The following is a 12438-nucleotide window of genomic DNA, read 5'->3' on the forward strand; positions in this document are numbered from 1 at the left end:
GGTTACCCCGCCATAATCTTGTTTATTTATTGTCTGCCGCGACGCGAATCACGACTTTGCCAAAGTTTTTGCCTTCAAGAAGGCCAATCAGCGCATCCGGTGCGTTTTCCAGCCCGTCGGTCACCTGTTCACGATAGTGGATTTTACCCTCCTGCACCCAGCGCCCCATCTCTTCCTGGAACTCTTTGATGCGGTGTCCGTAATCCTGGCCGATGATAAAGCCCTGCATACGAATGCGTTTTTTCAGGATGGTGCCCATTAACAGCGGCAAACGATCCGGCCCCTCAGGCAGACCGGTGGCATTGTAGCCGCTCACCAGACCACATACCGGCACCCGCGCGGAGGTATTGAGCAGCGGGAGCACGGCGTCAAAGACCTTACCGCCAACGTTTTCATAATAGATATCAATACCGTTCGGGCAGGCGTTCTGAAGCTGCGTGGCAAAATCATCGGCATGATGATCCAGACACTGGTCAAAGCCCAGCACCTCAACGGCATGGCGGCATTTCTCTGCGCCTCCGGCCACACCGATGACCCGGCAGCCTTTGATTTTACCGATTTGCCCAACCGTCGCACCTACGGGCCCCGTTGCCGCGGCAACCACCAAAGTCTCACCCGCTTTGGGTTGCCCGATATCCAGCAGCCCCATGTAGGCGGTAAAGCCCGGCATTCCCAGAACGCCCAGCGCCCAGGAAGGATGGGAGGGATTTTCGCCCAGTTTGACCAGACCACTGCCGTCAGAGAGGTCGTACTCCTGCCAGCCGCTGTATCCCAGCACCCATTCCCCTGCTTTAAAATCCGGATGACTGGACTGCTCAACGCGACTGACCGTTCCGCCGACCATCACCGCACCAATTTCAACCGGCGGTGAATAGGATGGCGCATCGCTCATGCGGCCGCGCATGTACGGGTCAAGCGAAAGCCAGATCGTACGCAGCAGAACTTGTCCTGCAGCCGGTACCGGAACCGGCTGCTCTTCGAGACGAAAGTTATCCGCGACCGGCGCGCCATGTGGACGCGACGCCAGTACCCAGCGACGATTTTGCGAAACAGATTGATTCATCAGAGACTCCTTATGGTACAGATGTCCATTGATCCTGGCTCATGATCCGCCTGAGCGCCTTAACATTACGAGCCAGACTGGTTAAGACGAACCACCAGATAGACGCAGGGTTCATTGGTTTCGTTAATGAACCGACAGTCATTGGGCGGCCCGAGCTCCAGACAATCCCCGGCCTGCATTTCGTGGCGGGTGTCGCCTTCCTGAAAGACCAGCTCCCCGGACTGCAGCCAGATCAGCTGGCGGGCCAGCGCATAGGACGATGCGGGCATCGGCACATCGCTCCCGGCGGGCAGTTCAACCTGGACAAGATCGATGGGCAGATCGGTGCGCGGTGAAACGTGGCGGCGCAGATAATGGGTTTGCGGATCGCGCCAGACGGGCTGGTTAGCAAGGCGCAGCAGTTTACCCTCCTGCATCTCCGCTCTTGCTATCAGCGTTGACATGCTGATGCCGAACGCGCCGGATAAGCGCGCAAGCAGCGTTGCCGTCGGGCTGCTGTCGCCGCGCTCGATTTTGTGGATCATGGCGCGCGAGACGCCTGCCCGATCGGCGAGTTCGCTCAGCGACCATCCGCGTGATTCGCGTTCAAGGCGAATTCTTGCGCTAATCCGTTGATTCATCGTGTCTGTTATGGTGTTCATGACGTCATACTATAGTGTATGAACGGTATTTCAATGAGGTTTTAATAACAAAAAAATCGGGCTTATACCGTAGCCACCTGTCCGGGTTGTTGTGTAATATCGTAGCAATAACGTAATAACATAGTAAACAACACATTCAGGGGTTCCATCATGATCGTTCGTCATGCCTGCAAAGAAGACTGCGCCGCTATTGGTGAAATTTACAACCACGCGGTGCTGCACACCGCCGCGATCTGGAACGATACCACGGTCGATACTGATAACCGTATCGCATGGTTTGAGGCCCGCACCCTCGCAGGTCATCCGGTTCTGGTAAGCGAAGAGAATGGCATCATCACCGGCTACGCCTCCTTCGGTGACTGGCGCGCCTTTGACGGTTTTCGTCATACGGTAGAGCACTCGGTTTACGTCCACCCGGATCACCAGGGCAAAGGCATTGGCCGTATGCTGATGAAGGCGTTGATTATTGAAGCCCGTGACATCGGCAAGCATGTGATGGTGGCGGGGATTGAAGCGCAGAACCACGCCTCTATCCATCTTCATCAGACGCTTGGCTTTGTTACAACGGGTCAGATGCCGCAGGTGGGCACCAAATTTGGCCGCTGGCTGGACTTAACCTTTATGCAGCTGCAGCTTGATGAGCGCAGCGATCCGGATGCGATTAAATGAACCAATCACTGACGCTGGCTTTTCTGGTGGCGGCGGGCATTGGCCTGGTGGTGCAAAATACCCTGATGGTGCGCATCACCCAGTCCTCCTCCACCATACTCATTGCGATGCTGCTGAACTCGCTGGTCGGCATTGTGTTGTTTGTCAGCATTCTGCTGTTTAAACAAGGGGTCGCGGGGTTTAGCGAGCTGGCATCCACGGTGCGCTGGTGGACGTTGATCCCCGGGTTGCTGGGTTCATTTTTTGTTTTTGCCAGCATCAGCGGTTACCAGAATGTAGGCGCGGCGACAACCATCGCCGTGCTGGTGGCAAGCCAGCTCATCGGCGGGCTGATAATGGACGTGCTAAAAAGCCATGGCATCCCGCTGCGGGCGCTGATCGGCCCGGTGTGCGGTGCAGTAATGCTGGTGGTGGGCGCGTGGCTGGTGGCCCGACGCCAGTTTTGAACATTACAGAATAACGCCGCCTTTGGTGAGCTGCTCCTGGCGCGCCTCCATCTCTTCTTTATGCTGCTTACCGTGGTGCGATATCGCGGTACGCAGGCGCTGCTGCTGGGTATAGCGTTCTTCGCGGCTCAGCTCAGCATCATCGCTCAGTTCAATCAGCAGTTCGTTCATATGTGCAATGACGCTTTCGTCAAGCGCGGCATCCACACGGGCGATAACTTCGTTTAAATGTGACATTGTCACTCCTTTTCATCTGCCCGGTGGCGCTGCGCTTACCGGGCCTACGGGGCATGAGTAGGCCGGATAAGGCGTAGCCGCCACCCGGCTATAAATGTTTAGTTCAGCTTCGCTTTTGAGAAATCACTGCCCATCAGGCTCACGCTGTAACCCGTGACGTTGCTGCGGGTTGCATAGAACGTTTTGCCGTTTGCCAGCGCAATCCACGGCGCCTGCTGATAGAAAATCTCCTGCGCCTGGCTATACAGCTTCGCACGATCGTCCGGGTTGCTGGTCAGTTTGGCTTTCTGCACCAGGGCATCATAATCCTTATTACACCAGCGCGCAGCGTTGGAGCCGGTTTTGATGCTATTGCAGCCCAGCAGCACATCGGCAAAGTTATCCGGGTCGCCGTTATCCGACATCCAGCCGAACAGCGCGGAGTCGTGCTCGCCTTTACGCATTCCGGAAAGATACTCTCCCCACTCGTAAGAGACGATTTTGGCCTTCACGCCCACTTTCGCCCAGTCGCTCTGGATCATCTCGGCAATACGGCGGGAGTTCGGGTTGTACGGACGCTGTACCGGCATTGACCACAGCGTGACCTCCGAGCCCTTCTCCAGTCCGGCCTGTTTCAGCAGGGCTTTCGCTTTTTCCGGGTCGTAGCTGTAATCCTTCAGATCTTTATTAAAGCCCATCATATTTGGCGGAATTGGGGATTTCGCGACCGTACCGGAGCCCATAAAGACGGCGTTAACGATGGCCTTTTTGTCGGTGGCGTAGTTCAGCGCCTGGCGCACCAGCACGTTATCAAACGGCTTTTTCTCGGTATTGAACGCCAGATAGCCCACGTTCAGCGCATCGACGGAGTGCAGCGTCAGGTTTTTGTTGTTCTTAATGACGTCAAACTGCACCGGAGATGGCGCAGGAATGATCTGGCACTCATTGGTTTGCAGTTTCGCCAGACGGGTCTCCACGTTTGGCGTGATGGAGAAGATCAGGTGTTTGGTCGGGACCGGGCCTTCCCAGTAGTTCGGGTTAGCCACATAGCGGATCAGAGAATCCACTTTGTACTGCTGGAGTACATAGGGGCCGGTTCCGATTGGCCAGGTATCGACATTCTCAGGCGTGCCTTTTTTCAGCATCGCATCCGCATATTCGGCAGACAAAATGGAGGCAAAATCCATGCCCCAGTCGGCCAGGAAAGCGGCGTTCGGTTCACTGAGGGTGAACTGAACATGATAATCATCGACCTTTTTAACGTTCTGGATCAGCTTATCGAGGCCGACGTCGTTAAAGTATTCGTAATTGCCCTGCGACACATTGTGATACGGGTGTTTAGGGTCTTTCTGACGCATGACCGAGAAAATAACGTCATCGGCATTAAAGTCGCGCGTCGGTTTGAAGTATTTGTTGCTGTTGAACTTCACCCCTTTACGCAGCGTAAAGGTATAGGTCTTGCCGTCCGGTGAAATCGTCCAGGATTCCGCCAGAGACGGAACCGGGGTGTTTTTCACCGGGTCGAAATTGATCAGGCGGTTATAGAGTACCTGAGAGCTGGCGACGAATGACGGGCCTGAGCTGGCAATTTGCGGGTTGAACGACTCGGGGGACGCTTCAGAACAGTAAATAAGGGTGTCGTTGTTTGCCGCCCATGCGGCACCGGCTGGTAAAATAGCGCTCAGCGCAAGGGCGAGCAGTGTTTTCCCTGTAGACATGGTTATAACCCTGACAGTTTTATTATATAGGACAGTAATAACAGCACAGCCGCTATAAGCTGGCAAATAACGAAACACTGTCAGGTTATTCTAAAGCCGCGTTTTTCGCTGGTTTTACAGCCAGTGCCGAAAAAGGTGATTTGTCTTAAGTTCCATTATCCGTCAAGCACAACCGTCACGATCTATGCCGCAAGAAATCGGCGCTTTTAGCGTCTCTTCCTCCGTTTGTTTGCTTTCCGGTTTCGTTAAAGTAACGGTGTGAAGAAGTATATGGGGTCAAATCGTGGCAAAAACTCTTTTACGCAGCGGTAATCTGGATGATTTTCAGGCCGTTGGCGGCGGCGGACAAGCCGTTTTTGAATCAGCGTTGCAAATACGTGAAGCACTCCGGTTGCGCAAACAGCAGGCCATTGTCGACTGTCTGGCCATTCCACAGGTCAACGACGGCGGTGACCGTGTGGACTGGTACTCCCCGGTGGAAGGTAGCGTCACCAGCTGGAAAACGGCCAATGAAGATGACCGTTTTCGCGCCCTACGCTATCTGGAAAATACCCTTGCCAGCGTTGAATCGCTGAGTAAGAAATGCCTCCAGTCGCCTAAAACCGCACAACAGCTTTTTGGCTCCTTGCTGTCGAAAGCCTTCCAGTTCCCGAGCGAAAATTTCCTTTATCTGGTCGACGGTAAACCGGTCATTGCGTTCTGGGGATTTGTAAACCTGAACGAAAATGCACGCGATGACGTACTCGACTGCCTGCGCGAATCGCTGATCCCTGAGCCCGCGCCGGTGGTGATTGAAGATCCTGAACCGGAACCAGAACCGACCCCGGCCGTCACCTTTGAACATGCTGACGAACCTTTGATCGCCCCGGCCACGGTTGTGCGCATTACGCCGGAAGCGCTGTATGAGCCTGAGCCCGCACCCGCCGTTGCGCCGCCTGTTGAAGAGCCTGCTCCTGCGCCCGTCGTGAAAAAGCGTCGCGTGCCCTTATGGTCGCTGCCGGTTGCCGCTGTGATCGTTGCCGCCATTGCAGCCCCGCTGCTGTGGCCAAAACAGGCCCCTTCGGCAGAGCCCGCGCCAGCAGCCGCCCCGGCACCGCAACCCGTGGCGATTGCCCCAAAACCGATTAAAGCGGTTGAACCACTGGCGATGAACCTGCCGCTGCATCAGGCTGAGGTGATAGAGAATAAAGCGAAGGAACCCGATCCCGCTCCGGTGTCTGCCCCGGTGGTGATTGCCGCGATCCCGAAAGATGCCATGGTCATGGAGGCCGGTCAGGTCAAAGCGGGCTCGACGCGTTTCCTGAACGGCACCTGGCGCGCCATTCTTGACGTAAAAGATCCGGTGACCGGCAAACCGCCGTCACTGCGCTATCAGATCCAGAACAACAAAGGCTTCGCCCGTGTTGTGCATGGCGATAATGTTGTGTGCCGCGTAGAGGTTTTCTCCGGCCTGCACAGCAATGGCGAGCTGATGATTAAGAGTCGCGGCAATGCACGCTGCACAGACGGTTCCCGCTACCCGATGCCGGAAGTCTCCTGTAAAGCAGGCACCAGCGATGTCGCCGAATGCAATGCCCGTTATGATGCAAAAACCGTCGTTCCACTGACGTTTAAGAAAGCAGGTGCCTGATCCTATGCTGGTAAATCTTTGCGACTATAAACAGAGCGTTACGCTTATTGCCAACAGCGGTGTACAGTTCCTCGATTTCGGTCTGACCCCGCAGGACACCGCCAGCAACGGGCGTTTCGTGCGTAAAACCGCGAACGGCCCGCTTTTGCGCCTTGATTTCGACCTGGTTAACGGGCGTTACACCCTGCCCGGCACGGACGGCGGCCAGCCTGAGGTGGTCAAGCCTGAGACAACCATCGCGCTGCATCAGTCCCTGGCCGTGCTGGATGGCGTCTGGCTCCCCGTTCCGTTCCTGCGCTTCAACCCGCCGCGAACCTTTGTTGACGGCCCGGACAACTGGGCGCGCGTTCAGGTCCGCAAGCTGGAGACTCCGGACACCGCAGGCAACACCCATCGCGTCACCCTCGCCCTCGACAGCCAGATTGCGGAGCATGCCACCTCCGCGCTGTCGCCAGTGGAAAACGATATTCTTAACGGGACCCGCTTCACGCTGGCCTGGCGCGATGCCGAAGTAGAAAATTTCCTCGACCAGACGTGGATAGATGGCTGGCTGCGCGAAGCGTTCACGCAGTACGCCTCGGACGTTGAACACCGTTCAGAACGCGATCTGCAGCAGGCCATGCGCAGCTTTGAATATCAGGCACACTGGCTGAATGTGCTGACCATGCTTGGTGAACAGCTCACCGTGCCGGAAGTCAAATTTGTCACCCATACGCTCAGCACGCCTGCCATTCCGGTCGATTTGATCCTCGACGTGGGCAACACCCATACCTGCGGCGTGATTATTGAAGATCACGGCGACGCCAACGACGGTCTGCGCCAGACGGCCGAGTTACAGGTGCGCTCTTTAAGCGAGCCGCAGTTCCTCAATGAGCCCCTGTTTACCAGCCGCCTGGAGTTCTCGGAAGCACGCTTTGGCAAACAGCACTTCTCGGTTGAAAGCGGTCGCGAGGATGCCTTCGTCTGGCCTTCTATTGTCCGGGTTGGCGATGAGGCGCGTAAGCTGGCCATGCAGCGTCTGGGGACTGAAGGTAACAGCGGTATCTCCAGCCCGCGTCGCTACCTGTGGGATGAGACGCCGGTGGTGCAGGACTGGCGTTTCAGCCAGATGAACAGCAAAACCCAACGCGAGCCGCTGGCGACCGCGTTCCCGCTGATGAACCTGATGAATGATGACGGCGAACCGCTGTTTACGCTGCCCCAGGACGAGCGTCTGCCGGTTTTCTCCCCGCAGTACAGCCGCAGCACCCTGATGACCCATATGCTGTGCGAGCTGCTGGCACAGGCGCTGGGCCAGATCAACAGCGTCGCCACGCGCTTGCGTCTGGGCTTCCCGGCGTCTCCGCGCCAGCTGCGCACGCTGATCCTCACGCTGCCCTCGGCGATGCCGAAGCAGGAGCGCGAGATCTTCCGTCGCCGCATGTTTGAAGCGATTGCCATCGTCTGGAAAGCGATGGGATGGCATCCGCAGGATGAAGACTTTGCCACCCGCAAGCAGCAGGATAAAAGCGTGGTGCCGGTGCCTGAGATCCAGATGGAATGGGATGAAGCGAGCTGCGGGCAACTGGTCTGGCTTTACAACGAAGCGATCTCCCGTTTTGGTGGTCAGACGGAAGCCTTCTTCGCCTCCCTCGCCCGCCCGGATCGTGAACCCGAGCCTGGTGTCCAGCCGGGTCGCGCGCTGCGCGTCGCTTCTATCGACATTGGCGGCGGCACCACAGATATGGCGATCACCCACTATCAGCTGGATGACGGCTCCGGGAATAACGTCAAAATCACGCCACAGCTTCTCTTCCGCGAAGGGTTTAAAGTGGCCGGCGACGACACGCTGCTGGACGTTATCCAGCGCTATGTGTTGCCAGCCCTGCAAACGCAGTTGCAGAAGTCCGGAATTGCGGATGCGTCTCTGCTGATGGCGTCGTTGTTCGGTGACTCCGGACGTATTGATACCCAGGCGGTATTGCGCCAGCAGACCGCACTTCAGCTCTTTATGCCGATCGGTCATGCGATCCTTGCCGCGTGGGAATCCAGCGACATTGACGATCCGCTGGGCGGTTTGCATGCCACCTTTGGCGATCTGCTGCCGCAGAAGCCGACCCGCAACGTGATGAACTACCTGCAGCAGGCAATCGACCATGCCCTGCCTGCTGGCTCTGAAGCCTTCGACCTGTTTGCCGTGCCGCTGCATGTGAATTTTCGCGAAATGCAGGATGCAATGCTGGCGGGTCAGTTCACGCTGGCCTCTCCGCTTCATGCGGTGTGCGAAGCGATCTCTCATTACAGCTGCGATATTTTGCTGATCACCGGTCGCCCGGGGTGCCTGCCGGGCGTGCAGGCGCTGATCCGCCATCTCCAGCCCGTGCCGGTCAATCGCATCGTATGGCTTGATAAATACCAGGTTCATGAGTGGTATCCGTTCAGCCAGCAGGGTCGCATCGGCAACCCGAAATCGACCGCCGCCGTGGGGGCCATGCTCTGCAGCCTGGCGCTCGATTTGCGTCTGCCGCGCTTTAACTTTAAGGCGGCCGATATTGGCGCCTACTCCACCGTGCGCTATCTGGGCGTGCTGGATAACACCGTTAACACGCTGCGTGAGGAGAACGTCTGGTATCAGGATATCGACCTGGATAAACCTGGCGCAAAACTCGACGCCCGCCTGCATTTCCCGCTGCGTGGGAACGTCACGCTCGGCTTCCGCCAGTTGGCGAACGCACGCTGGCCAGCGACGCCGCTGTACACCCTGAGTATCAACTCGGCGGAACTGGCCAAAGCGATTGCTGGCGACGGCGTGCTGAACGTGCGGCTTAAGCTCTGCGGAGGCAGCAAGCACGAAGGCCCGGAATCTTTCGAGCTAAGCGACGCCTGGCTGCAGGATGGAACCCCTGTTCCACCAGACGCCTTAACCTTCAAACTGAATACTCTGGCCGATCGCCGTCATAGCGGTAGCCACTACTGGATCGACAGCGGGAGTGTATACCTGAAATGAGTGCAACGATGACCACCACGCAGGCCTTAATCGGGTGGATTAACGAGACGCGCCTGCACGCCCCGGTGCTGGATAACGATGCCGACGCCCTGCTGGCACGTATCAATGCGGCGCAGGCGCGGGAGCAGGCCATTGAACAGGCCCTGACCCGGCGGAGCAGCATTGGTCTGTATGGCCACTCCCAAAGCGCGAAAGCGCATCTGTTGCTGTCCCTGTGCGGCAACGGTAACGGGCGGCTGAACGTCACCCCCGGGCAACGCACGTTTGACTACTTCTCACATATCAACCCGGGACATGCCCTGACCAACATGGCACTGCGTTTCACCACCGAAAGCGCGGCAGTGAACGATGAGGCTTTCCCGCTACGTCTGAGCCTGGTCACCGAGGCCGAGCTGGTGCAGCTGTTTATTGCCCGCACCACCTTACACCCGCAGATCCGCGCCGTGGATAAGGCCGTTATCGAGACGCGCCTTGAGAAGTGGCGCGGCCTGCGTCAACCGCAGGGTGTACCGGGCATAACGGCGCAGGAAGTTGGCGCGATTGCCCGTTTCTGGCAGAGCACGGTACCTGCCGCCAGACAGCAAATTGATGATGTGCTGTGGCATCAGTTTGCGCAACTGGTGCCATCGCTTGATCTCACCACCCGGGCCAGCGTCTGGTCGCTTTTGTGGGGTGAGCAACAGGAACTGACCCAGCAGTGGTTAAAGCTTGCCCATGTTCTGCACCAGACCAGCCACGCCAGCGAACTTGCCGCCCCGCTCAGCCTGCTGGTGGATAACTTTGGTCTGCCGGGCGAAGGCTTCCTGACCCATGGCACCTTTACCCTTCCGGACGCTCAGGAGACGTTGCTGCATCCCCTGAACAACGGCGAGATGCTTAATGCTATTAGCCTCCCCGTCGATGTACTGGCATTCCTGACGCGTGAACTGGTACTGCCTGTCGAGAGCAGCGCGCTGGATAACGTCGATATTATTGATATCCCGGTCTTTGCAGACAACAGCGCCGATCCGCTAAGCCAGGCCAAATGTCAGTGGCTGCTGGAACACTATCGCCAGCAGCTGCAGCCAGATGTGCTGGTGATCTGCAATGCGACCGCGCAGCACGACCAGACGGCAAAAAAAGCAAAGGTACTGATGAACTGGGTCAAAGAGACGCAGCCTGCGGAGGAATCAGCCCTGCCGGGTCTGGTGTGGGCGATTACGCCTCACGACGCGCGTTTTACCACCCGGCAAAATCTCGATGAAGCGGTCCAGCATCTGCTGGGTAAACCAGGCCTGCGCTGGGGCACGCTGCAGGCGCTGGACAGCCACAGCATGCAGCGCGTCATCGAGTGGCTGTCTCAGGCCACGTTACCTGCCCAGCGACAGAAACGTCTTAACACGTTGAAAACGGCGCTGCGCCAGGATCTGTCGGCTTTGATGCACAGTTATCTGGCACCGCTGGTTGAGGAGCCTGCAGCAAGACGAACTCAGGCCGAGAACATGGTTCGCACCCTGCAAAGCAGCGCCGCCCGCCACGGCGAATTGCTCGAAGGGCTTCTGCCTCCGCTCAAAGCCTTCGAAACGCTTCTGGCCGTCCAGCAACCGCGCGAGGAGCAGGTCAACGGTCTGTTTACGGATACCATCGATCTGTTTGCCGACAATGCGCAGGAAAGTGCCAGCACGTTCCAGACAAAAGATAAAGCGCGCCTGGCGCATAAAGTGTGGATGAACCATTTGCGTCAGTGGAGTCGTAATGACGCAGCGGCCACACGCCTGGGTCTTGAGCCTGCGGTGTTACAGCAAATTGCCGAGGTTCTGGTGGTCGCCAGCTACCGTCTTAACCTGCCTCAGCAGCTTCAGCGTATTGTCGAAACCGACAAGAGCAGCGCCGCACAGCTGCATGCGGTGATAGGTAATTTCGTTGGCTGGCTGGGTTACGACCAGACGCCTGTTGCTGAACGTCCGGCAAGCCGCATCCGTAAGGGGCTGGCAATCTTTGTTACGCCCGTGGTTAGCTGCGCCGCGCCGCGCCTGACGCGCCTGGGGGAACAGCCTGTCCATGCGGCCACCGCATACGTTTACGACTGGCTGGTTGCCCTCTATAGCCGGGCAATAGAGAACATTGATTATCAGCACCCGCATGATGTTCAGCCTGACGCACGTCGGGCACTTCGGGCTTTAATCATGTAGCAGCCTTTGTTGCCGGGTTGCGCTGCGCTTACCCGGCCAACATTCCGCAACGATAATCACGCCGCCATACACTCCGCTAACGTCTGCGCCAGTGCCGACGGGTTTTCCCACGACATGGAGTGCCCCGCAGCAGGGATGATTTTGACCTCAACGCCCTTCTGCTTCAGGCGCTCCACATCGTCATCCGGCAAAGAGAGCTCGCCGAAAATCAACGTCACCGGGCAAGGCAGCGACAGAAATTGCGTTTCCCAGTCTGGCTCAACCCCCGCCACCAGGCTCGATGCGCCGCGCCAGACAGCATAAGGTGCATTACTTTGGAGGCACCCGGCCCACGCCGTTTTTTCTGCACAGAGCATGGCCTGATATCCCTGTTCCAGAAACTGCTGTTCCGTTTGTGCGGCAATCGAGCGGCTGAACATCCCACCCCCGGCATGAAAATTGGGTTCCGACACCATCAGCCCTTTAACACGCGACGCCAGCAGCCCCGCCGCTTCAATGGCGATGCTGCCGCCCATGCTGTGACCGTACAGCCAGAAGGCATCGAGCTTCAGATGATCCACCAGTTCAGCCACAACACGGGCCTGGTCGGTAGTTTTGTAGCTGTAGTGCTCAGGCTTATCGCTGTAACCGCTGCCGGGTAAATCGATGAGAATCGTTCTGCACCCGCCAAACTGAGGGTCACGAACGACGCGGGGATATTCATAGGACGAGGCGCAGCCCAATCCGTGGATGAAGACGACGGGATCGCCGGTGCCGGGCAAATCATGCCAGCGGACGGTGCAACCCGCATGTTGCGAGTAAAAACTGTTCATAAGCACTCCTTTTACGATGCACTGTTTATTTATGGGTCTTCCCTTGTTGTGGTGGCTGAAGGCATGATAATGGCGTATTAAATCGC

At 57.4% G+C, this 12438-nt stretch carries 10 protein-coding genes; 5 read left to right on the forward strand and 5 right to left on the reverse strand.

The annotated features are described in order from the left end of the window. Positions 1-22: 22 nt before the first annotated feature. On the reverse strand, positions 23-1063 hold the full coding sequence (locus HX884_RS09350) for an NADP-dependent oxidoreductase (protein WP_058651299.1): 1041 nt from the start codon (positions 1061-1063) through the stop codon (positions 23-25). Positions 1064-1128: 65 nt separating this feature from the next. Continuing rightward, entirely contained in the window at positions 1129-1704 is a 576-nt protein-coding gene (locus HX884_RS09355; protein ID WP_013096486.1) for a helix-turn-helix domain-containing protein, read from the reverse strand. A 150-nt stretch (positions 1705-1854) separates the two neighbouring features. On the opposite strand from HX884_RS09355, the gene HX884_RS09360 reads away from it, so the two are divergent. Further along, entirely contained in the window at positions 1855-2373 is a 519-nt protein-coding gene (locus tag HX884_RS09360; protein ID WP_178328038.1) for a GNAT family N-acetyltransferase, read from the forward strand. Beyond that, positions 2370-2819 (forward strand): DMT family transporter, encoded by a 450-nt coding sequence (locus HX884_RS09365; RefSeq protein WP_023621252.1) that lies wholly within the window; start codon positions 2370-2372, stop codon positions 2817-2819. Before HX884_RS09360 ends, HX884_RS09365 begins: the two co-directional genes overlap by 4 nt. Positions 2820-2822: 3 nt before the next feature. On the opposite strand, the gene HX884_RS09370 is transcribed toward HX884_RS09365, so the two are convergent. Continuing rightward, positions 2823-3056 carry a YdcY family protein gene (locus HX884_RS09370; RefSeq protein ID WP_029882939.1) on the reverse strand — a complete coding sequence of 78 codons (234 nt, stop codon included), beginning with the start codon at positions 3054-3056 and terminating at the stop codon, positions 2823-2825. 98 nt (positions 3057-3154) lie between these two features. Then, a complete protein-coding gene (locus tag HX884_RS09375) occupies positions 3155-4753 on the reverse strand; it encodes an ABC transporter substrate-binding protein (RefSeq protein ID WP_178328039.1) in 1599 nt (532 codons plus the stop codon). A gap of 283 nt (positions 4754-5036) precedes the next feature. Between HX884_RS09375 and HX884_RS09380 the strand changes: the two genes are divergently transcribed. The 3 genes from HX884_RS09380 to HX884_RS09390 are packed head-to-tail and all read left to right on the forward strand — an operon-like array spanning position 5037 to position 11540. After that, positions 5037-6383 (forward strand): SrfA family protein, encoded by a 1347-nt coding sequence (locus HX884_RS09380; RefSeq protein ID WP_178328040.1) that lies wholly within the window; start codon positions 5037-5039, stop codon positions 6381-6383. A gap of 4 nt (positions 6384-6387) precedes the next feature. Then, positions 6388-9369, forward strand: coding sequence for a virulence factor SrfB (locus HX884_RS09385; RefSeq protein WP_178328041.1), 2982 nt, complete (start codon positions 6388-6390; stop codon positions 9367-9369). After that, positions 9366-11540, forward strand: a complete 2175-nt coding sequence (locus HX884_RS09390) for a virulence factor SrfC family protein (RefSeq protein ID WP_178328042.1) — start codon at positions 9366-9368, stop codon at positions 11538-11540. Before HX884_RS09385 ends, HX884_RS09390 begins: the two co-directional genes overlap by 4 nt. Before the next feature lie 56 nt (positions 11541-11596). Here the strand turns inward: HX884_RS09390 and HX884_RS09395 are convergent, their stop codons facing one another. After that, a complete protein-coding gene (locus tag HX884_RS09395) occupies positions 11597-12352 on the reverse strand; it encodes an alpha/beta fold hydrolase (protein WP_178328043.1) in 756 nt (251 codons plus the stop codon). Between the last annotated feature and the right edge of the window lie 86 nt (positions 12353-12438).

This window comes from Enterobacter sp. SECR19-1250 (genome assembly GCF_013391025.1).
Lineage (GTDB): Bacteria > Pseudomonadota > Gammaproteobacteria > Enterobacterales > Enterobacteriaceae > Enterobacter > Enterobacter cloacae.